This window comes from Cohaesibacter intestini, assembly GCF_003324485.1.
Classification (GTDB): Bacteria; Pseudomonadota; Alphaproteobacteria; order Rhizobiales; family Cohaesibacteraceae; genus Cohaesibacter; species Cohaesibacter intestini.
In genome coordinates, this window is the sequence record NZ_QODK01000003.1 from 144,765 (window position 1) to 164,998 (window position 20,234).

A 20,234-nucleotide genomic window follows, 5' to 3' on the forward strand; every position below is an offset into this window, starting at 1 on the left:
CTAATGCCCATTGCGAAAATGCTTCGGATAGACCCCGAAATGACGGTGAAACTGGTTTGAAAACTCATATTGCGAAGCATAGCCCAACTGGTCGGCAATCTGGGAGATCCGCAAGGAGCTTGAACGCAACTGGCGGCAGGCATGATCCATCCGTCGTCGGATCAGATAGTCTCGCGGTGCAATGCCCGTATGCTGTTTGAAAACCTTGCGGAAATGCTCATAGGACCAGCCCTTGTCCATGCAATAGGCCCTGAGATCGAGCCGACCAGCATAGATCTGGTCAAAATCCTCACAGGCTTGGGTGATCCGCCTGTGCATCTGGCTTTCCTTGCTGCCAGCTTCTTGTGGCCGGGTAAGGGAAACCAGCAAGGACAGGAAGTGAATCTGGATCTCTGCCAGATCGCTCTCCACCCCATGCTTGAGGCTCGAAAGCATGTCTTCCAGCCGCCCCATCAGGCGATCAGAAGGGGATTGTTGCAACACTGGTAGCTTGGCGGACAACAGTCCCTGCCGTATCAGTTGCTCATAGAGAGCCTGATCGCAGTCGAGATAATATTCGCGCCATTTGGCGACATCATCGACCGTGCTGGAATGGACCATACCGGGAAGACGCATGAACACCGACCCTGCCGACAATGGAAAGACATTGCCATCCTGATCGATATAACTGCCCGTGCCGGAGGCCACATAAACGAGGGAGAAATAGGGGAACTTGATATTGTAATAATTGCCGTCCGAATGAACCTGCGCAATGAAGCCGCAGCCGATCCAGTTGCCATCTGTGCCCAGACTGCGGGAGTAATTCAGGTTGCCGCTTTCCCCCGACGGATGATTGCAGGGTGGAAAGCTGTCGGTGCGCAGCAGATATTTATGACCATTTTCCATGCGTCCGGCCTCTTGGTTTCTGTCTCATGCAAAGACTACCATTGAGCATATCATATTGGCCAGTGCGATCATTCTCTTTTCATGCATCAAACCATAAAATACAGCCTGTAAACGCAAAAATACGGGATTTTGAGACGGAAGCAGCCCTAGCCTCAGACAGGCGCGGGTGAGAGATTTTGCTCGTCCAGAATGCCGGGAAATGGAAGCCAGACATGAGTATCCTGGACCATTGGACTCAAATGCCGCAGCTGGAATCGCAACGATCGAAGCGATCTGGATTGTCCCTGCCAGACTTGCCGCAAAGCCCCATTTGGTGGCCGATCCTGCTGCATATCGTGGTTTGCAGCCTTGCCCTTTGGGCGCTGAGCTGAGGGCAAATGATCGTAAGGCCTTGCAAAAAAGGGCGCTTCCGGATGGGAGCGCCCTTTTCTATGTCCAATCGTCAACGGAACTAGCCGTCATGGGCGTCCAGCCGGTAGCAATATTCCCATGTGTCAGACGCATCATTGAGATAGCGCGTGACCGGAACCCGCTCGAAGCCAACCTTTTCATAGAATTGATGGCCTTCGACAAAGCGTGTGTCCGTCCATAATTTGAGAGTATGGCCTTCACGGCTATCCACCAGATCGGTGGCCAGATTATACATCGACCAGGCCAGACCCTGACCACGCGCCTTCCGGGCCACATAAACCTTGAACAATTCGAACACGCCCGGCGTCAGGCTCTCGCCGACTGCCAGTGAGCCAACCAGCGCACCGTCCGATTCCGCCACCCACATCTGGCCACCCAGTGCCACATAATAGCTGGCGGGGTGGGCCAGTTCGGGAAATTCCTCATCTACGAAGTGACAATTGTCATAATCGGCAAAAATCTCGGTGATCAGAAGCTTGAGTGCCGGGCCATCCTCATCGGTGGCAGGGCGAATGAACGTATAGCTCATGACTGGCTCTTTCGTTGCAGGCAGAGGGAAGCGGGTCGGAACTCAGCGATAGATCGCGAGTCCAAGGCCGTTTCTGCGGGCTTCGTCCACGATTTTGGCCAGTGCCGGATCGCGCGTCTCGCCACGCACTTCCAGAATGCGGGTCACGGTGATGAAGCTGCAATCGATCGCTTCGAGCGCCTTCTCAGCCTCTTCCTGCGCGGTACGCGGATGGTCACTATCAATGCAGACCACGAAGTTGCGACGCTGTGCTTTGGTTTGGGGTGGTTTTGGGGCCTCGCTGGCCCGCCCCTGAATACAGAAAATCATGCCATCTCTCTTCAAGACATTGGATCTGCCCACTCATAGTCGGCAGAAACGCGTCTGTCGAGAGGCTATCTTTGTCCAGGAGCAACTGGACGGCTCCAAGGATGCGCGAAAAAGCCTAGCAGACTTCCTTCTGCGCCCAGCTCATACGCTTGCGATAGATCGTTGAAGGGCTGATCTCCAGAGCAGCAGCCGCGCGTGAGATGTTGCCGTTAAAATGACTGAGAGCCCCTTCGATAATCTGCTTTTCCTGCATCCAGAAGGGCTCGATACTCTCCGCCATCACCGATCCGATATCGCGCAGGTTGGAAATGGCGTGATCCAGATCGCTTTCATAATGCTCGTCGCTATGCATCAGATCAGGCAGGAAGTCGGCTTCGACAATCATCCCGTCATACATCACTGTCAGTCGGCGAATGATATTCTGCAACTGTCGCACATTGCCCGGCCAGCGATAGGCCTTGAGCATATGTTCAGCCTCGGTGCTGAACAGAGCAAAGGCCTTGCCTTCCTCTTGCGCATACTGCGTCAGGAAGGATTGGGCCAGCGGCATAATGTCCCCGCTGCGTTCGCGCAAAGGCGGCAAATGGATCGGCAAGACATGCATCCGGTAGAACAGATCTTCGCGGAACCGACCCGCACGCACTTCCTCGACCGGATCCCGGTTGGTGGCAGCGACAAAGCGGATATCGAGGGAGATTTCCTCATGCCCTCCGACCCGGCGCAGGGTGCCTGTCTGGATCAGGCGTAGCAACTTGGCTTGCAGATCATGGGGCATTTCGCCGATTTCATCCAGAAACAGCGTGCCGCCATCGGCCAGTTCAGCAGCCCCCTTGCGGTCTTCGGTGGCGCCTGTGAATGAGCCGCGCATATGTCCGAACAATTCCGATTCCATTAGATCGGACGGAATGGCTGAGCAATTGATGGCGATGAAAGGGCCTTCGCCACGGCTGGAGCGCGTATGCAGCGCTTGCGCACAGACTTCCTTGCCCGTGCCGGATTCACCTGTGATGAAGACCGGCGCTTTGGAGGCGGCAATCCGCAGGATCTGGTCATAAACTCCCTGCATGGCGGGAGACTTGCCGATAAAGCCTTCAAAATCGCGCATCGCTTCCGAGTTGTCCTGCACGGAAATCGGTTGCCCATTGGAGACATGCAAAGCGGTCTCTGCTGTTGCAGGCGCCTCTATGCGTGTTGGATGGGGCGCTGGGCGGTGTTGGGCCAGCAATTCGGTCAGCCGGCTCGCCAAGGCGGCGGCGCTCACTGGGCGGGCGACGAAATCATGGGCACCAGCTTGCATCGAGGCAACCGCGCGTGACACCGAACCATTCTCGCTCAAGGCCAGCAGCAGCATGTTGGGATGACGGCTTGCAAGGCGCGACAGGCTTTTGAGGTCTTCCTCGTCATCGAACGTGACAAGGGCGCAGCTCGGCTCCATGAGGAAGGTCGCCGGGGCCTTGTCGTCGAAGATCTGAAAATCACAGGGCTGCATCAACCGCTCTTCCAGCATGCTCGACAATCGCTCGTTGATCATGCGGCGGAAGGCGGGGTCAGAACTGACAACGGCAATGCGGACGGAATTGGCATCCGCGTGTCCTGATAACATGATGGTGGCGCCTTTCTAAAAACTACTTACGACGCCATGTTGCTCAAACAGGGTAAACAAAGTCTTTGCAAATCGAAATCTTTACCAAAGAAGCCTCGAAACCAATGCAGAATGCGAGGGTTTTACGCTGTTTTTGTCCAAAAACAGCAAAGACGCTTCCCGTGGGAAACGCCTTTGCATAAGTTCGCCACCTAACATGCCCTAACGGCATTAGGCCAATTGTGCGGGGAAACCGGCTTCCTCGATTGCGGCGCGGATGGCTTCCGGTTCCGCAGAGCTGGTGACTTCCACGGTGCCTGATTCCAGATCGGCATTGACGTTAACTGATCCGTCAAGCGCGGTCAGCGCTTCCTTGATGGATTTAACGCAACCGCCGCAAGCCATTTCCTGTACTGTCAATTTGATCATGCTCTTTGTCCCTGACATCTGGGTGCTTCGATGAACGCTCACTATAGGCCCGGCGTGCCCGATTTGACAATCAGGGCTGTGCCCAACCCACCGGCCGCAGCAATGGCTGCCAGACCGACACCATTCTGCCTTTGCAAGTGATGAAACAGGCGCACAGCCAAAACCGCGCCTGATGCACCAATGGGATGGCCGCGCGCCAGCGACCCGCCAAATGGATTGACGATGGCCGGATCGATACCGGCTTCACGCTGGCAGGCAATCGCCTGTACGGCAAAGGCCTCCATAATTTCGGCAATCGTCAGATCGCCGGTCGATAACCCCGCCTTGGCAAGGCTTTCCCGGATGGCAGGCACAGGGCCAAGGCCTGGCATGTCAGGCTCTCCGCCCACTGTCGCTCCCGCCAGCAATTCGGGCAAAGGGTGAGGGGCCTTTTTCGCCACCCGCTCGGAAACCAGCACGACGAAGGCCGCCGCATCGGCTGCCACACACATATTGGCGCTGGTGATACTACCGGCGATCACCGGGGAGCGGTCACATAGCCGCTGGCTCAGTTTGCGGCCAAACGGATCATGGGCAAGCTCAGCGATCGGAACGATCTCGCAAGCGGCTTTGTCTTGTGAAGCCAGTGCCTTGGCATGGCTGTGGATAGCCCAATCATCCTGTTCAGCGCGGGAAATGGAGAGCCGCTGAGCCAGCTGATCAGCAGCAACCGCCATATTGGGGTCCCGTTCTGGCCATGGGGTGAAGGGGGCCTGATCATAGGGCCGAGGCTCGGAACCATCGGCAAAGGTGTGGGAGCGAAGTGGACGGCGGGAATAACTCTCCACGCCCCCGGCCACCACCACATCATGCTGGCCTGAGCGTATCATCGCGTCCGCCAGCAGCAGGGCATCCAGACCACCACAGCATTGCCGATCAATGCTCAGGCCGCCGATCCGTTCCGGCAGGTCGCTGGCCAGGGCCACCAATCGCGCCGGGTTGCCCCCAGCCCCCAGTGCATTGGAGACAATGATCTCACCCACGTCCGAAGTGTCCAGCCCTGCATCGGCCAGCACCGCCTTGACCACAGGCACGGCCAATTGATGCGGCAACAGATCGGCAAAAGCGCCATGGCGCGGCGACACGGCACTGCGTCTGGCGGCCATCAAGTAGCTCTTGCTCATGGTCGCTCCTTCGCCAAAATACCCTCAAGCCATTCAGACAAGGCGAGAAGATCCGGCTTGCCTGCTGGCAGCAGGGGGAGATGATCGATGAAATGAACCGCTTTGGGCGTTGCCAGAGGTCCCAAAACCGCACGACATTGCGCTTGCAAGTGAGTGGCTAACGGATCGACATGCGTGCCAGCATCCTCGCCATCGCTGGCCGCGCTCGGTGTGCGTTCGACAATCGCCATCACCACGTGACCGCGATGCTTGTCCGGCACCGCGAGGGCCGCACAGATCCGAACCGACGGATTCGATTGCAACACCGCTTCGACATCTTCCAGAAAGACATTTTGATCGGCCACCGTTACCATGCGGCTTTTCCGGCCTTTCAGGAACAGGAAGCCATTGGCATCAAGCGATCCCATCTCGCCGACGGTCAAATATCCATCCCGCCAGAGCGTGTCGCGGCTAGACCCCGCCTCATAGCCATCAAACAGATAGGGGCTCTTGATCCATATCTCGCCGATCTGGTCGGGCGCTGAAAGCACGGCCCCGTCAGCATCCCGTATCTGAACATCAACACCGGGATAGGCCTTGCCGACCGAGCCAACCGGTGTTTCCTTGTTCGACAGGGTGATCAGGCTGGTTTCCGATGCGCCATAAAATTCCAAAATTTGCCCATTGGGGCAGAGTGCCTCCAAACCGGTTCGGCAATCCGGGTCCAGCTTGCCGCCGCCGCTCCAGATCAGTTTCATTGCGGGCAGGGTGATCTGTGCGATCTTTGCCCCTTCCAATAGCAACCGCAATTGCGAAGGGGTCGCATACAGCACCGCGCTTTGCGCTTGTGCCAGAGCCACTGCCTGATGGCGCGGCGTGAGGCCGGTGAGCACATCGACACCGCCGCCCACCTCCAGTCCTTCAAGGATGCCATAGAGTGTGAGGGAGTGGCTAAGAGCGCCTAGAACCGCATAGGGGTCCTGCGCGGAGAGATGAAACAACGAGCGGGTCTTGCGAAAGGTTCGGATCCAGGACGCAGCCGTCCGACGGATCGTCTTGGCCTTGTCGCTTGAGCCCGAGCTCTGGCAATAGAGCATTTGACCACCGCCTGCTTTGCTCTTGCCCCAATCTTCATAGCCTGCATGACCAGCAAGGATTGAATGCCCATCCTCAAGGCACTGCCGCAGCAGGGCAATGTCGCGTTCAACATCAGCCCGCCCACTGGCAAGCCGGATCATGCCGTCATCAGCGCGTTGAAAAGTCTCGTTACTCAAGGGGGCTCCTGTCACAAGGCAATTGCCATAAAGCAAGTGCAATCGAACCCTATCGGGGGGATTGCTGCCAAGTCAATTCTGCCTAAATGATAAGTCTGCGCCCCAATGGGGTGAGCTATGCCAGTTTTGCGGTGCTGATGGAACAAAGCTTGGTTGCTGTTCAGGTGAAAAAAGGCGCATATTGGCCCTCAATCAACATCAAGACGGAAAGACTGAAGCTATGAGCGACAAGACGGTAGCCATTGCATTTGGCGGCGGCGGGGCGCGCGGCCTGTCCCATATCTGGGTGATGGAAGCGTTCGATGAACTGGGCGTGACGCCCGTCGCCGTGTCCGGCACCTCGATCGGTGCCATTGCCGCGGCCTGTTATGCGTCCGGTATCAGCGGGGCAGAGTTGCATGACTTCAGTTTGCGGGTCTTTGCCAACAGGACAGAAGTCCTGTCTCGCGTCTGGCAGAATCGCCCCAAAAGCTTTTCCGATTTCTGGTCAAACTCCTCGCCGGTCGGTGCGTGGGTGCAGTTCGATCCGGAATGGATTGCCGAAGCTTTCTTTCCCAAAGAGATCAAACGGCGTTTTGAAGACATGCTGTTCCCAGCGAGCCTGTCGGCAACCGATTATTTTTCCGGTGAGGAAGTGGTGTTGAAGGAAGGTGCGGTGCTGCCTTCGCTTGCCGCCTCCATGGCCATTCCCGCCATTTTTCGACCCGTTACCCTGAATGGAAAGCTTCTGGTCGATGGTGGCTGCGTCAATCCCATGCCCGTCGATCACGTTCGCGCCTTGGCCGATATCGTGGTGGCGGTGGATGTGGTTGGCCTGCCCAAGACCCCGGATGAGGGCAAGTTGGGGGCGTTTGAGATGGGGTTCGGAGCGTCACAGATCCTGATGCAGACCATTCAACGCGAAAAAATGCGCCATGACCGGGTTGATCTGCTGGTTCATCCGCGTATTGGCGCCTTTCGGCCCCTTGATTTTCTTAAGGCAGACGAAATCCTCAAGGCGAGCGAACAAACCAAGGAGGATGTCAAACACGCCCTTGACGCCATGCTGAGCCATTAACGCTTTCTGCAGGCAAATCACCGCTAAGGAATCGATAACACTTCCGCGAGGCGTCGTTGCTTTTGCTCATTCTGTGATATGGTGTGGTGATCCGTATAATCACATAAAGTGGGCATAATGTTGAAACGAGACAGACGACTGGCAGGACTGCTGGCCATTGCGACCATGGCGGCCAGCTCGTTGCCGGCCGTGGCCAGTACGAACAAACCGACTCATCAACATACGTCGACCTATGCAGGGCAGGAAAACCGCGCCATTAAAAGCCTGTCAGAAGAGGATATTGCCCAGTTGCAGCGTGGTGCCGGCTGGGGATTGGCAAAGGCCGCGGAGCTGAATGGTGTTCCCGGTCCTGCTCATCTGCTGGAAATGCAGAAAGACATCACGCTGACGCCCGAACAGATCGCGGCTCTTCAGCGCCTGTTTGACGAGATGAACGAAAAGGCAAGGCTGCAGGGCGCGACCTTGATTGATCTGGAACGGGAACTGGAAACGCATTTTCGGTCCGGCAACATCACAGATGCCATACTCAAGGACAGTCTGCATCGGATCGCAGAAGCGCGTGAGAGCCTGCGATACATTCATCTCTCAGCCCATTTGAAGACACCCGCCATCCTGACAAAACAGCAGATCGCGCTTTACAATACGCTGCGTGGATATGCCAAGGATGATCCATGCAGCTCCGTTCCAAAAGGCCATGATCCGGCCATGTGGAAGAAGCACAATGGTTGCCAATAGGCCAGCATAGAGATGATGCTGATGCTCATGCTATTGCAAAGGGGCAAAGGGGCAAAGGGGCAAAGGGGCAAAGGGAATGAGGGGAAAGCGCCAGACTAGTCGCGGGCGATGATCTCGCGGCCCTTGAGGGCGGGCATCTGACCGGCAAGGCCGGTTTTGCGGCGGGCCAGAAAGCGTGGGCGGCGGGCAGAAAACTGCGCATGTGGCCGCCTTGGCTGCTGTTTGGCCACGGACAGCCCGGAGAGGGATGTATCATTGGATTCTGCGGCAACATAGTCACCAGAACCAAGCGGCTGATGCAGCATGGTCAGATCATACCGGCGCGACCAGCTCTGCCAGTCAATGGCAATATCCTCAAGGTCGGTCGACACCGCCACCGGAACCGAAAGGCTTGGATCCTTATGCACCAGTTCAAGGATGCAAACCAGCGGATTGCCCTCGCGATTGCCCACGACGAAGCGCGCACCAATGCCTTGATAATAGCCCATCGGCACTCGCACGATTAGCGGCAGACCACAGGTCAGCGCGCATTCCACAAGGGCGTGGTCGCTTTTGATCTGCACCATACCGGAGCGGCTCTCACCAAACAGGATGGCTTGCGGCAAGCCGGTCAGCGTGGCTGCCTTCTTGCGGATCTCTGATGTCTGGAAAAATTTCTTGAGATTGTGGGGGTCGATCCGGGCCGACCCCTCAACCTGATAGGAAATGGCTTGTGTGTATTTATGATTGTCTTGACGCCTCACGTGCCTTCTCCTGCGAGCCCCATTTTCGGGTGCTTCTTTCTGTATGCGCTCACTCTAACAGGCAGGCTTCGCTATTCTCTTAAGCGGCAGGGTTAAAAAATCGTGATATATTATAGGGTTAGAGATTGGTTACCAGATGTTGGCCTTCATCTTTTGCTAACCACGCCCTCATTGCCCACAAGCAGAGGCTTCATGCCTTTTTGCTTGCCCCCATGGGCAACAGGACCTAAGTGTTAGGGATGTGAATGATGCAGCATGGAGCCAGCTATCCGGGTCAAGTCGGGACAGTCTGGGGCCGAACTGACCATGCAAGCAGCCGAGCCGGAAGAGATGGCGCACGATCTGTGCCGCCTCCGGCCTGACCCAGTTTATGATTGTTAGAAGCGATATGTCCGATTTACTTGATCAATCCATCATCCTCGACCGGGCTCAACATCTGGTGGAAGCCGCGCTCAAGGCGGGCGCAGATTCTGCTGATGCTGTGGCCGCACGGTCAGCCTCCAGCTCCGTTGGTTATCGGGATGGCAAGTTGGAAGAGAATGAGCATTCCGAAAATGACTCCATGGCCCTGCGCGTCTTCATCGACGGTTGCAAGGCATCGATCTCGACCAACACGACCTCGGATCCGGACATCCTGAAAAACCTTGCCGAACGGGCCGTCGCCATGGCGCGCCTGTCGCCACCTGATCCATTTGCCCGTTTGGCCGCCCGAGACATCCTGCTCTCGCCGGAACTGATCGCTGACAGACTGGACCGACTGGATCCGGTCGATCTGACCATTCCCAGCACTGAAGAGTTGGCTGCCATGGCGCAAGGTGCCGAAGAAGCCGCCTTGGCAGAGCATGGTGTCAGCAAATCCGGAGGCGCCAGTGCCGGGCATTTTCTCGGTGGCATGGTGTTGGCGACATCGCACGGTTTTGTGGGCTCCTATATGTCTTCGCGCATTTCCTTCTCCACCACCGCCATTGCGGGTACGGGTACGCAAATGGAGCGAGACTATTCCTTCTCCACCGCCGTGCATCGCGAAGATCTCAAGTCGCCTGCCCATGTCGGTCGCCGTGCAGGGGAGAGGACGGTTGCCCGTCTCAACCCCGCCAAGGTCGAAACCGGCACCTATGATGTGATTTTCGAGCCGCGCGTTGCGGGCACCTTGCTTGGTCATCTGGCCGGAGCCATCAATGGCTCGGCGGTGGCCCGTCACACCTCGTTCCTCAAAGACAAGCTCGGCCGCCGAATTTTCCCAAAAGGGCTCAACATCACCGACGATCCGACCATGGTGCGGGGACTGGGCTCGCGCCCCTTTGATGGCGAAGGGGCCGATTGCCTGCCGCTTGATCTGGTGGCCGATGGCTATCTCAACCAGTGGATCCTCGACAGCGCCACGGCAGCCGAGTTGGGCATGAAAACCAACGGCAGGGCTGCGCGATCCGGAGCCAATCCCTACCCCTCGACCACCAACCTGACCCTCCAGCCGGGAAGCCAGAGCCAGGAAGACCTCATAGCAGGCGTCAAGAATGGCGTCTTCATCACCGATTTGATTGGCCACGGGGTCAATGGTGTCACCGGCGACTATTCCCGCGGGGCGTCGGGCTTCCGGATCCGTGACGGGCAACTGGCCGAATCCATTTCCGAAATCACCATCGCGGGCAATCTGATTGACATGTTTGGTCGGATGGTGCCTGCCGACGATTTGAAATTTGAAAGCGCCGTCAGCGCCCCATCTGTTCTGATCGAGGGCATGACGATTGCGGGCCGCTAAGGCCAAATAGTCTTTGGGAAAGGTGTCACAAGTGACCATCAAGCCAACCAGTGAAGATCGGGACGATCTCGCTCTGCTCGAAACAGCCGCAAGAGAGGCCGGTGCGATCGCGCTTGGCTATTTCAAGGCCGATCCACAAGTCTGGACCAAAGGCAACAGCAGCCCTGTGACCGAAGCCGACCTTGCCGTCGACAAATATCTCCACAAAACCCTGATGGCGCGCCGCCCCGACTATGGCTGGTTGTCCGAAGAGAGCGAGGACGACAAGAGCCGCTTGCAAAAAGATCGGGTCTTTGTCATCGATCCGATTGACGGCACCCGCGCCTTCATTGATGCCGGCACCGAATGGACCATCTCGCTGGCTGTGGTCGAGCGGGGGCGTCCGGTGGCTGCCGCTCTGTTTGCCCCGGTGCGCGATGAAATGTATTGCGCCCACTTGAATGGTGGGGCGACGCTGAATGGGGAGACACTGGTCTGCCCGGACCGCAAAAAGCTGCTGGGTGCCCGCGCAGCAGGTCCCGGCAGTGCCATCCGCAAGGGGCCTTTGGCCCGTGCAGGCGTCGAGTGCCACGACTATATTCGGTCGCTCGCCTACCGCATTGTCATGATCACCACCGGAGCCCTTGATCTGGCGCTTGCCCGTGAACATGCCAATGACTGGGATCTTGCCGCCGCCGACCTGATCGTCGAAGAGGCCAAAGGCCAGCTGCGCGACAAGAATGGCAGCCATTTGCTGTATAATCAGCCCCAGACGCGCCATGCCAGCCTTTATGCGGCCAATGCCCATTTGGGCGAACTGGTTCAGCCAATGATGGCGCGCCTGTCCTTCCCTGTGCGCCGATAACGCCCTGAAATGGCACAACAAGGGTCTACTTTCGACGGAGAAACAGCCTTTGTGCTGAAAATCCCGTTCTCTGCACTGGTTCTTGCGGCATTTTGCCGTTACAGAACAGGAATTCTGAGGATCATCAACTTTAGCGGAGAGAGACGATGGCGCAAGAACAGCAGAAGCAACTCCTGCATCTCGTATTTGGTGGTGAATTGAGCAGCCTTGATGGATTGGACTTCAAGGACTTGGACAATCTCGATATTGTTGGCATCTACCCAAACTATGCCACCGCCTATGACGTCTGGAAATCCAAAGCCCAAAGCACGGTAGACAATGCGCATATGCGGTACTTTGTCGTCCATATGCACCGCTTGATGGATCCTGAAGAGCCCAAATAAGGCCAACGGACCACAAGGGCCCGGAATCCCGGCAAGCAAGGCAAGAGCTGGCGAGACAAGAGCATGCAAGATTGCCACCACGCCTGTGTATCGGGATAGCCCCACCTTTGGGTAGCCCTTTCATTTATGGACAAATGGTTCTATATGGAAGCTGCATCCATAAGCAAGCGCCACTCAGTCGCAAGACCTTGAAGGTCTCTGCGGCTGTTGTCCCCTTGGGAGACAAACCAAACCGTGTCCGGACTGAAGAAATTAACCCGTTCCAAGACCGTCCTGACGATTGGCGGGTTGGCGATTGCCTATTGGCTCCGTTTTGTCCATGCCACGACGCGCATGGCTGAGGATCCGGCACGACAATATGATGGCATCAAGGACGAGTTTCCTGTCATTGTCGCGCTCTGGCACGGTCAGCATCTGATGGTGCCTTTCATGAGACGCGAAGACTTTCATGTCCGCGCTCTGATTTCCCGCTCTGGCGATGGCCATCTGAATTCCATTGCAGCCCAAAGCCTTGGTGTCGAGGTGGTGCGTGGCTCCGGTGGGCGCAACCGGGCCAAGACCCTTTCCAAAGGCGGAATCCAGGCTCTCAAGAGCCTGATTTCCACACTTGCAGAAGGTCTGAGTGTGGTGATGACGGTCAATGTCCCCAAAACGGGCGCTCGTGAATGCGGCATGGGTGTGATCACTCTGGCAAAAATGTCTGGACGACCGATCGTTCCGGTTGCCTATGCTTCCTCCCGATATATCGAGCTGAACAGCTGGGATCGTGCCGTCATCAATCTGCCTTTCAGTCGCGCCGCGTTGAAGGTGGGGCAGCCGATCTATGTTCCTCGTGATGCAGACGATGCCGAAATGGAGCGATTGCGCAAAGCGGTTGAAGCTGGGTTGAATGGGGTCACTGAGGAGGCTTACGCCATCAGTGGTACCGCCAAGGGTTGAATATCCTTGCATTTACTGTGGCCTGCATAGGATAGTAGTCGCACATATGGGACATGATGCCCCTGCGACAGGCAGTCGGACATAGCGATACAAACGGGACGAAGAGCCGCTGACTGTGGAAATATCCGCCGAAAAGAGGCTATCAATATATTCCTATCAGCCAAGTCCATTTGAAAGATCCGATTTTTGTGCAAAATTGTACTATATTTGTTGCTGGCCTGAACAAGCGGTGCAAAAGCGGTTTTCCTTCTTGCACGGCAAAGCGTCTTCCAGCAATTGCCATGTTTGATCTTTAACACGGTCCAGAACGACACGAATCGCAGAGTAGAGAACGGACACTTGATGGATTGGTCAGGACGCATTGCCCTTTCAGCATACCGCGCAGCAGGTTATGCCGTCACGCCTTTGACGCCTTTGCTGGTTGCCATCCGCAGTGCCCGCGGCAAGGAAGTCCGGGCTCGGCGTGGTGAGCGTTATGGCAAGTCCAAATTGAAGCGGCCACTGGGACCACTTGTTTGGGTTCATGCAGCTTCGGTTGGTGAAACCAACGCGGTCATGCCGTTGCTCGAACAGATCGTCGAAATGGGCACCAATGTCCTTTTGACCACCACGACAGTGACGTCGGCTCAAGTGGCCGAGCAAAGACTGCCAAAAGGGGCCTTTCATCAGTTCGTGCCTTTTGACACGATGCCTTTCGTGCGCCGTTTCCTTGATCATTGGATGCCGGATCTTGCCTTGTTTGTTGAATCGGAAATGTGGCCCAACATCATGTCCGAGCTCAATCATCGCGATGTCCCACTGATCGTGGTCAATGGCCGTATGTCGGAACGCTCTTTCGAGCGCTGGTCGCGCTTTCCCTTTGCCGTGCGGGAAATGTTTGGCAATGTGCCATTATGCCTGACCCAGAGCGAGGAAGACGGTCAACGCTATGCCCAGCTTGGCGTGTCTCATGTGGAAGTGACCGGCAACCTCAAGTTCGACGTGCCGCCGCCCGCCGCCGATGAAGCCGAACTGACCGCCTTGCGCGCAGCCATTGGCGCACGCCCGGTCTGGATTGCCGCCAGCACCCATCCGGGCGAAGAGCGTGTGCTGGCTCAGGCGCACCGGCGCATGGCTGCCCTCTTGCCCAATATTCTGACGATCATGGTGCCACGCCATCCCGAACGGGGAGAAGAGTTGGAAAAAGAACTGTCCGGCATTGTCAAACGCGTTCAGCGCCGCTCGCAGGACCCCGCCTTGAAGCCGGATACCTCGATTTATCTGTGCGACACGCTTGGTGAGCTGGGCTTGCTCTATCGACTCTCACGAATTGCTTTCCTTGGAGGGTCGCTCATTCCCCATGGCGGTCAGAACCCGATTGAACCGGCCCGCCTTGGCTGCACCATTCTGCATGGCCCCAACACTCAGAATTTTGCCGACATCTATAATGCACTCGATGCTGCTGGTGGGGCCGAGTGTCTGTATGCGGAGCGCGATCTTATTCAGGCACTGTCACGCATGTTTGCTTCCCCGGCAGACGTTCATCGCCGGTCTGAGCTGGCGCGCCATGCCCTGCATCCTTTTGCAGGTGCACTGGATCGCACCGTCATGGCCTTGACGCCGTTCCTCAATCCGCTCAAAATCAACGCAGAATTGCAGCGCTCGGGCAACGGCGCGGACAATGGGCATTGATATAAAGTTAGAGAAGAGGACCCGGCTTTGAAAGCGCCCCGTTTCTGGAACGAGCGCGGCCTGCTCGCATGGCTGCTGTATCCCGCCAGCCTGATTTATGGCCGGCTTTCCCTGTCCCGTTTCAAAAAACCGGCCCGGTACAAAGCCCGTTTGCCGGTTATCTGCATTGGCAATCTGGTTGCCGGTGGAGCGGGCAAGACACCAATGGCGCTGGCGCTTGGAGAAACGGCTGTTTCCATTGGTCTATCGCCGATCTTCCTGACCCGTGGTTTTGGTGGGGCACAGGAAGGACCTTTGCTGGTGGACCCGACCAAACATGTCTCGGCAGACGTGGGCGACGAAGCCCTGTTGCTGGCCCGCATTGCGCCGACCATCGTGGCCCAAGACCGGGTTGAAGGCGCACGTCAGGCTGAAGAGCTGGCCAAAACCCGTGAAGGGGCCATTGTCATCATGGATGATGGCTTTCAAAATCCCTATCTGTTCAAAGATCTCAATCTGGTTGTGGTGGATGCTCAGCAGAGCATCGGCAACGGTTTTGTCATGCCGGCAGGCCCCTTGCGGGCACCCTTGGTGCCGCAGGTCCGGCGGGCCGATCAGTTCGTGGTTGTGGGGAAAGGGGATCGCGGTCCCCGTCTGCGGCAATTGGCAGCCCAATTGGGCAAGGCGTCAAACCATGCCTATATCAAGCCCGCCCGCTGTCATCTGATTGGTGGCACACGGGTCTTTGCCTTTTGCGGCATCGGTCAGCCAGCAAAGTTCTACCGCACTGTGGAGGCTTTGGAACTCGACATTGTCGACAGCCGCGACTTTGCTGACCACCATCCCTACACCAACGGGGAAGCGCACGAAATTCTCGCAAAGGCCGAAGAGCAGAATCTCACCATCGTCACCACCGCCAAGGACCATGTCCGACTGATTGGCATTGGTGAGGCCGCAGCGACCCTGGCGCGCAAGACCCATATCATTGATGTGAAGATGCAGTTCGATGATGCGACCTTCCCGCGCCGGGTGCTGGAACAGGCCCAACGAAAATATTCCCGGCGCTAGAAGGCCATCAGATGGCTTTCAAGGAGCAGACAAATGCGCCCGAGAGCCGATCAGACCGTCTCTGAACGCTTTTCAGCTTCAAGGGAAGCCGCAGCATCGACATAGGCTTCCTGCCGTTTGACGGACCAGTATTTCAGATCTTCCAGCGCAATGGCACGTCCGGTGACGGCACATTTTACGAATGTGCCACCTGCCAGCACCTGATAGTCGCCGTCGAGATAGCGGATTTGGGCTTCTTTGCCTGCGCCGGTAAGGGAAATCATGATCTGTCACGTCCTGTCGAATTTGTATATTTCTGACCTGGGGATGCCCAAAGGCCCCAAGGGCTTTTGTCAAGACCTGCTCTAGCGAGTGGCGTCGCACTTGGCAAGGGTTGGAGCAGGGCTTTGGGCATGAATTTCAAGCCTACATGTTTGCCTTGCCCGATGACAATCCCGAAAGGGCACGGCGCCAGATCGCAGCATCGCTGCCTGTGGCATCGCCTGCTTGTGGAGCCTGTTCCTCGCGGCGATGGATCACTCGGAAGCAGGTGACAATCGCAAGAGTGCCGAACACCAGCGCGCCTACAGCCTGACCCAGTATGGCCCCTTCTGCGCCTGCCAGATAGGTGCCCAACATCACCGGCGGTATGGTCCCCACCGTTGCCTTGCCCCAGTTGTAGAAGGTCGAATAGGTTGGATAGCCCAGATTGTTGAACGCTGCATTGGAAACAAACAGGAAGCCCATAAAGATCCCGCTTGCCGCAACCCAGTTACAGAAGAAGCGGACAAAATTCTCTGTCTCCCCTTGCGCATTGAACCATATGACGATCAAATCCTGCGCCAGAAACAGAACCAGCCAGATGCTGACAGAATAGATCAGGATGAAGGTCATGCTGTCCTTGAGCGTCGCTCTTACGCGATCAAACCGCTCGGCTCCGAGATTCTGACTGAAGATCGGTCCGACCGATCCCGACAGGGCGAACAGGGCGGTATAGGCAATCGGAATGATGCGTCCGACGATCGCCCAGCCTGCCACTGCAGCATCCCCGTAACGGGCAATCGCTATGGTGACATAGGCATTGCCGACGGGTGTCGCCACATTGGTGGCAATGGCCGGAATAGCGATCGGGAACAAGACGCGCCAATGGCTGACCAGTTCAGCGACATTTTTCGGCATATGCACCAGTTTCTGCTTGAGGAAAGTGCGTTGCACTCCGGCAGCAATCATCACCATCCGCGACAAAACTGAAGCGACCGCAGCGCCTGTCACCCCCATATTGAGGCCGAAAATGAAGATCGGATCCAGAATCGCTGAAGCAAAGCCCCCGGCGAGTGTCACCATCATCGACCCTTTGGCGTCGCCGTTGGCACGCAGGATCCCGCCCAGCATCATTGCAATGCCGAGCAAGGGCAGGGAAGGGATCACAATCGACAGAAAGTCGACCGCGACCGTATGGGCTTCACCTGTGGCTCCAAGCAGGGTCAGGAGGTGTGGGATGAAGGAATAGACCGTAGCAGCTATCACACTCATCACTAGGGCAACGGTGACCAAGGCACTGCCTGCGCGCCGACCTGCCAGATCCTTGTCTCCCGCCCCAATTGCGCGTGCAACAATCGCCGAGCCGCTGATCGCCAGACCAATGCCGACCGATGTGTTGAAGAACATCAACGTCGCAGAATAGCCAATCGCCGCCGCCAGCTCCGTATGTCCAAGCAGGGAGATATAGAAAAGATTGGCAAAATCAACCGCGAACACGGCCATCAAGCCGACAGACCCCGCCCCGGTCATTGTCACCACGTGGCGGAAGATCGAGCCGGTGACGAACTTGCCGACATCTTTCTTGCTGGATTGCTGTGCGCCGTTGCCATCGGAGGTTTGCTCGTCTGACTGCGCTTTTTGATCCGTCATGCTAACTCCGCTGGGACTCAAAGGAGGGAGCCCTCAAGATAGGGATTGCGGCGGGTCAGGAAAAGAGCGAGCCGCACAAAAGGAGGAACTTTAGGGAAGCGGGTTTGCCATGGTTCTTTGCTATGGCCCAAAACAAGGACGGCAGAACAGGGAAATCCCTGTCCTGCCGTTTGATCTCACTGGACTGGCTTTACAGCTCAGTCGCGCGCTTTGCTGCGGGGTTTGCCGCCAAAGGTCTTCTTGCCTTTATAGTCCCCATGCTGCTTGCGTCCGCCCCGGCCTTCGGGACGTTTGCCGCGCTTGAAGCGATCCGGACCTTGACTGTCACCCCGTTTGCCGCGACCACCCTTGCCGCGAGGGCCTTCGTCATTTCTGCCAATGCTCGCGGGGCGATCCCCGATTTTCTCAATCCGAAGGCTTTTTTCGCCGGTCCCTTCGGTCTGGGCAGTCTCAAAGAAAGTGTCCGCTACGTCAGGGGACAGTTCGAACACGGTTTCGGCTTCCAGAATGCGAATGAAACCGACTTTCTTCTTCGAGAATCCGCCAATACGGCAAATCATCGGCAACAGCCAGCGTGGCTCGGCGCGATGCTTACGGCCCGCATTGACCCGGAACCAGACACCATCGTCGAAATCGGCCCGGTCGCGGGACTGACTGCGCTCTTCAAAGCGATCCGCAATCTCGATGATTTCCTCAGGTGCCGGATAATTGGACTGTTGCGTGGCCAGAAAGGCGGCTGCCACCTGTTCAGGACCATAGATGGCCAACAGGCTCTGGGCATTTTCCAGCTGGTCACCGGTCGGCACATCCTGAAGCATGGGATTGGCAAAAATCCGCTCCTGATCGCGCTTGAGGATGGCATCAATGCCCGGAATCTGCGACCAGGTTGCTCGCAGATTGGCGAATTTCAGCAGGCGATTGACCTGATGACGCTTATTTTGCGGCACGATGATCGCGCAATTGCCCTGACGTCCCGCGCGACCCGTCCGGCCCGAACGGTGCAATAGGGTCTCGGAATTGTTTGGCAGATCGGCATGAATCACCAGATCGAGATTGGGCAAGTCAATGCCGCGGGCGGCGACGTCCGTTGCCACACAGACCCGTGCACGGCCATCGCGCATTGCCTGCAGTGCATGATTGCGCTCTGCCTGACTCAACTCGCCAGACAGTGCCACGACTGCAAAACCGCGATTGGACAGGCGGGCAGACAAATGACGGACCATCTCGCGGGTTGAGCAGAAAATCATCGTGCTCGTCGCTTCATGATAGCGCAGCACATTGATGACTGCCTTTTCCTTGTCCTTGGGCGCGATCAGGTGGGCGTGATAATCAATATCCGCATGCTGCTTGCGCTCTTCGGCCGTGGTGATCCTGAGAGCATCCCGCTGATAGGTCTTTGCGAGTTCCGCAATCGGCTTGGGTACGGTGGCCGAGAAAAGGAAGGTTTGACGGTCTTGCGGAGCATTGGACAGGATGAATTCCAGATCCTCGCGAAAGCCCAGATCGAGCATCTCGTCAGCTTCATCAAGCACGACCGTTTTCAGCCAGGTCAGATCCAGCGATCCGCGTTCGATGTGATCGCGCAGGCGCCCCGGCGTTCCCACCAGAATGTGGCAGCCATGCGCCAGATCACGGCGTTCGCGGCGGATGTCCATGCCACCAACGCAAGAGGCGATAATGGTGCCGCATTTGGCATAGAGCCAGGTCAGCTCTGCCTTGACCTGCTGGGCCAACTCGCGGGTCGGTGCGATCACAAGGGCCAGCGGTTCGGCGGCGCGCCCAAAGCGTTCAGCATCTCCAAGCAGGGTTTCTGCCATGGCCATACCGAAGGCGACAGTCTTGCCCGATCCGGTTTGTGCAGAAACCAGCAGATCGCGATTCTTGGCTTCGGGTTCGATTACAGCGGTCTGAACGCTCGTCAGAGTTTCATAGCCGCGCGCATCCAGTGCAGTCCCCAGCGCGGGATGCACATTTTCATATTGTGTCATGAGTATTTGGCTTTCCGGGAAATCCCTGTCAGCACAAGGCTGACTTACCAGTCAAATTTTCCCGCGGTCTCAAGCCCAAACCCCTGTCGGATGGATCTCGTTTGTCGTCCATCGTCAAATAGGCCACTTTGCACGGGGTGAGCGGCTCTTGTACTGGAGGGAAGGCGAAAGGTCAAATCCTCCCGAAGAGAAAGCGTGACATTTCGCAACAAACGGTAAAAAGACCGAGCCGTAAAACGATTTCTTTGTTTGGGAGAAAACCATGGTCGCCTCCTGGCAGACCTGTGCCCGTCTGCAGGCTGATACCGCTGGTAGCTGGATTTCCTGCAATGACAATCAGTTGAGCTGTGCGGCCTTTCCGCCTGCGTGAACTCAGATCGCGGCGCCCAACGCCATGAGAAACCCGGCTCTGCAGGCTCTTTTTATTCAGGTGTATTATGGGTGCGGCAAACTGACGCGCGCCATTGTGGGTAGAACTGCGCTGTCATCTGCTTACTCCTTAGGCAGATTTGAGACGTAACCCTGCGACATTATGGACATAACTCGCCATCTAGCGACGATTTGAGCTTCCGTGTTGTGCCAGCGAGATATGCAATAAGAAATTAACATATAACGGC

20 protein-coding genes are annotated in these 20,234 nt (G+C 56.9%); 9 read left to right on the forward strand and 11 right to left on the reverse strand.

Annotation, left to right across the window (positions count from 1 at the left end; translation table 11 throughout):
- Positions 1-885: an AraC family transcriptional regulator gene (locus tag DSD30_RS11390; RefSeq protein WP_114009829.1), complete on the reverse strand. Its 885-nt coding sequence runs from the start codon at positions 883-885 to the stop codon at positions 1-3.
- 212 nt (positions 886-1,097) lie between these two features.
- Between DSD30_RS11390 and DSD30_RS21735 the strand changes: the two genes are divergently transcribed.
- Positions 1,098-1,256 carry a hypothetical protein gene (locus DSD30_RS21735; RefSeq protein WP_198662923.1) on the forward strand — a complete coding sequence of 53 codons (159 nt, stop codon included), beginning with the start codon at positions 1,098-1,100 and terminating at the stop codon, positions 1,254-1,256.
- A gap of 80 nt (positions 1,257-1,336) precedes the next feature.
- Here DSD30_RS21735 and DSD30_RS11395 read toward each other — a convergent pair whose 3' ends face one another.
- The 6 genes from DSD30_RS11395 to DSD30_RS11420 all read right to left on the reverse strand — a co-directional run bounded on the left by DSD30_RS11395 (position 1,337) and on the right by DSD30_RS11420 (position 6,561).
- A complete protein-coding gene (locus tag DSD30_RS11395) occupies positions 1,337-1,825 on the reverse strand; it encodes a GNAT family N-acetyltransferase (RefSeq protein WP_114009830.1) in 489 nt (162 codons plus the stop codon).
- Positions 1,826-1,867: 42 nt separating this feature from the next.
- Positions 1,868-2,134, reverse strand: coding sequence for a hypothetical protein (locus DSD30_RS11400; protein WP_114009831.1), 267 nt, complete (start codon positions 2,132-2,134; stop codon positions 1,868-1,870).
- A gap of 115 nt (positions 2,135-2,249) precedes the next feature.
- Positions 2,250-3,737 (reverse strand): sigma-54-dependent transcriptional regulator, encoded by a 1,488-nt coding sequence (locus DSD30_RS11405; RefSeq protein WP_245418448.1) that lies wholly within the window; start codon positions 3,735-3,737, stop codon positions 2,250-2,252.
- A 210-nt stretch (positions 3,738-3,947) separates the two neighbouring features.
- Positions 3,948-4,145 carry a heavy-metal-associated domain-containing protein gene (locus tag DSD30_RS11410; RefSeq protein WP_114010399.1) on the reverse strand — a complete coding sequence of 66 codons (198 nt, stop codon included), beginning with the start codon at positions 4,143-4,145 and terminating at the stop codon, positions 3,948-3,950.
- 41 nt (positions 4,146-4,186) lie between these two features.
- On the reverse strand, positions 4,187-5,308 hold the full coding sequence (locus tag DSD30_RS11415) for a thiolase family protein (protein WP_114009832.1): 1,122 nt from the start codon (positions 5,306-5,308) through the stop codon (positions 4,187-4,189).
- On the reverse strand, positions 5,305-6,561 hold the full coding sequence (locus DSD30_RS11420) for an AMP-binding protein (protein WP_157967663.1): 1,257 nt from the start codon (positions 6,559-6,561) through the stop codon (positions 5,305-5,307). Before DSD30_RS11420 ends, DSD30_RS11415 begins: the two co-directional genes overlap by 4 nt.
- 220 nt (positions 6,562-6,781) lie before the next feature.
- Between DSD30_RS11420 and DSD30_RS11425 the strand changes: the two genes are divergently transcribed.
- Entirely contained in the window at positions 6,782-7,618 is an 837-nt protein-coding gene (locus tag DSD30_RS11425; protein WP_114009834.1) for a patatin-like phospholipase family protein, read from the forward strand.
- 117 nt (positions 7,619-7,735) lie between these two features.
- Entirely contained in the window at positions 7,736-8,353 is a 618-nt protein-coding gene (locus DSD30_RS11430) for a hypothetical protein (protein ID WP_198662924.1), read from the forward strand.
- Between the two features lie 95 nt (positions 8,354-8,448).
- Here the strand turns inward: DSD30_RS11430 and DSD30_RS11435 are convergent, their stop codons facing one another.
- The gene (locus DSD30_RS11435; protein ID WP_114009835.1) at positions 8,449-9,096 is read right to left on the reverse strand and encodes a DUF6101 family protein; all 648 of its coding nucleotides are present in this window, start codon (positions 9,094-9,096) and stop codon (positions 8,449-8,451) included.
- Between the two features lie 388 nt (positions 9,097-9,484).
- Between DSD30_RS11435 and DSD30_RS11440 the strand changes: the two genes are divergently transcribed.
- The 6 genes from DSD30_RS11440 (at position 9,485) to lpxK (ending at position 15,739) form a co-directional block, all read left to right on the forward strand.
- Positions 9,485-10,855, forward strand: a complete 1,371-nt coding sequence (locus tag DSD30_RS11440) for a TldD/PmbA family protein (RefSeq protein WP_114009836.1) — start codon at positions 9,485-9,487, stop codon at positions 10,853-10,855.
- A gap of 31 nt (positions 10,856-10,886) precedes the next feature.
- The gene (locus tag DSD30_RS11445; RefSeq protein ID WP_245418449.1) at positions 10,887-11,699 is read left to right on the forward strand and encodes a 3'(2'),5'-bisphosphate nucleotidase CysQ; all 813 of its coding nucleotides are present in this window, start codon (positions 10,887-10,889) and stop codon (positions 11,697-11,699) included.
- 146 nt (positions 11,700-11,845) lie between these two features.
- The gene (locus tag DSD30_RS11450) at positions 11,846-12,082 is read left to right on the forward strand and encodes a DUF4170 domain-containing protein (protein ID WP_114009838.1); all 237 of its coding nucleotides are present in this window, start codon (positions 11,846-11,848) and stop codon (positions 12,080-12,082) included.
- A gap of 234 nt (positions 12,083-12,316) precedes the next feature.
- Positions 12,317-13,021 (forward strand): lysophospholipid acyltransferase family protein, encoded by a 705-nt coding sequence (locus DSD30_RS11455; RefSeq protein ID WP_157967664.1) that lies wholly within the window; start codon positions 12,317-12,319, stop codon positions 13,019-13,021.
- 342 nt (positions 13,022-13,363) lie between these two features.
- Positions 13,364-14,692, forward strand: a complete 1,329-nt coding sequence (locus tag DSD30_RS11460) for a 3-deoxy-D-manno-octulosonic acid transferase (protein WP_114009840.1) — start codon at positions 13,364-13,366, stop codon at positions 14,690-14,692.
- 27 nt (positions 14,693-14,719) lie between these two features.
- A complete protein-coding gene (gene lpxK, locus DSD30_RS11465; RefSeq protein ID WP_114009841.1) occupies positions 14,720-15,739 on the forward strand; it encodes a tetraacyldisaccharide 4'-kinase in 1,020 nt (339 codons plus the stop codon).
- A 50-nt stretch (positions 15,740-15,789) separates the two neighbouring features.
- On the opposite strand, the gene DSD30_RS11470 is transcribed toward lpxK, so the two are convergent.
- The 3 genes from DSD30_RS11470 to DSD30_RS11480 form a co-directional block, all read right to left on the reverse strand.
- Complete coding sequence (locus DSD30_RS11470; protein ID WP_114009842.1) at positions 15,790-16,002, reverse strand: DUF2093 domain-containing protein; 213 nt, start codon at positions 16,000-16,002, stop codon at positions 15,790-15,792.
- Between the two features lie 142 nt (positions 16,003-16,144).
- Positions 16,145-17,629, reverse strand: coding sequence for an MATE family efflux transporter (locus DSD30_RS11475; RefSeq protein ID WP_114009843.1), 1,485 nt, complete (start codon positions 17,627-17,629; stop codon positions 16,145-16,147).
- A gap of 197 nt (positions 17,630-17,826) precedes the next feature.
- Positions 17,827-19,617 (reverse strand): DEAD/DEAH box helicase, encoded by a 1,791-nt coding sequence (locus DSD30_RS11480; RefSeq protein ID WP_114009844.1) that lies wholly within the window; start codon positions 19,615-19,617, stop codon positions 17,827-17,829.
- Positions 19,618-20,234 lie beyond the last annotated feature (617 nt).

Bases quoted from the DNA above. Each gene is read 5' to 3' on its own strand.
- DSD30_RS11415 (WP_114009832.1), bottom strand. From the start codon at position 5,308: ATGAGCAAGAGCTACTTGATGGCCGCCAGACGCAGTGCCGTGTCGCCG.
- DSD30_RS11480 (WP_114009844.1), bottom strand. From the start codon at position 19,617: ATGACACAATATGAAAATGTGCATCCCGCGCTGGGGACTGCACTGGAT.
- DSD30_RS11425 (WP_114009834.1), top strand. From the start codon at position 6,782: ATGAGCGACAAGACGGTAGCCATTGCATTTGGCGGCGGCGGGGCGCGC.
- DSD30_RS11440 (WP_114009836.1), top strand. From the start codon at position 9,485: ATGTCCGATTTACTTGATCAATCCATCATCCTCGACCGGGCTCAACAT.
- DSD30_RS21735 (WP_198662923.1), top strand. From the start codon at position 1,098: ATGAGTATCCTGGACCATTGGACTCAAATGCCGCAGCTGGAATCGCAA.
- DSD30_RS11400 (WP_114009831.1), bottom strand. From the start codon at position 2,134: ATGATTTTCTGTATTCAGGGGCGGGCCAGCGAGGCCCCAAAACCACCC.
- DSD30_RS11405 (WP_245418448.1), bottom strand. From the start codon at position 3,737: ATGTTATCAGGACACGCGGATGCCAATTCCGTCCGCATTGCCGTTGTC.
- DSD30_RS11395 (WP_114009830.1), bottom strand. From the start codon at position 1,825: ATGAGCTATACGTTCATTCGCCCTGCCACCGATGAGGATGGCCCGGCA.
- DSD30_RS11410 (WP_114010399.1), bottom strand. From the start codon at position 4,145: ATGATCAAATTGACAGTACAGGAAATGGCTTGCGGCGGTTGCGTTAAA.
- DSD30_RS11390 (WP_114009829.1), bottom strand. From the start codon at position 885: ATGGAAAATGGTCATAAATATCTGCTGCGCACCGACAGCTTTCCACCC.
- DSD30_RS11430 (WP_198662924.1), top strand. From the start codon at position 7,736: ATGTTGAAACGAGACAGACGACTGGCAGGACTGCTGGCCATTGCGACC.
- DSD30_RS11450 (WP_114009838.1), top strand. From the start codon at position 11,846: ATGGCGCAAGAACAGCAGAAGCAACTCCTGCATCTCGTATTTGGTGGT.
- DSD30_RS11470 (WP_114009842.1), bottom strand. From the start codon at position 16,002: ATGATTTCCCTTACCGGCGCAGGCAAAGAAGCCCAAATCCGCTATCTC.
- DSD30_RS11460 (WP_114009840.1), top strand. From the start codon at position 13,364: ATGGATTGGTCAGGACGCATTGCCCTTTCAGCATACCGCGCAGCAGGT.
- DSD30_RS11475 (WP_114009843.1), bottom strand. From the start codon at position 17,629: ATGACGGATCAAAAAGCGCAGTCAGACGAGCAAACCTCCGATGGCAAC.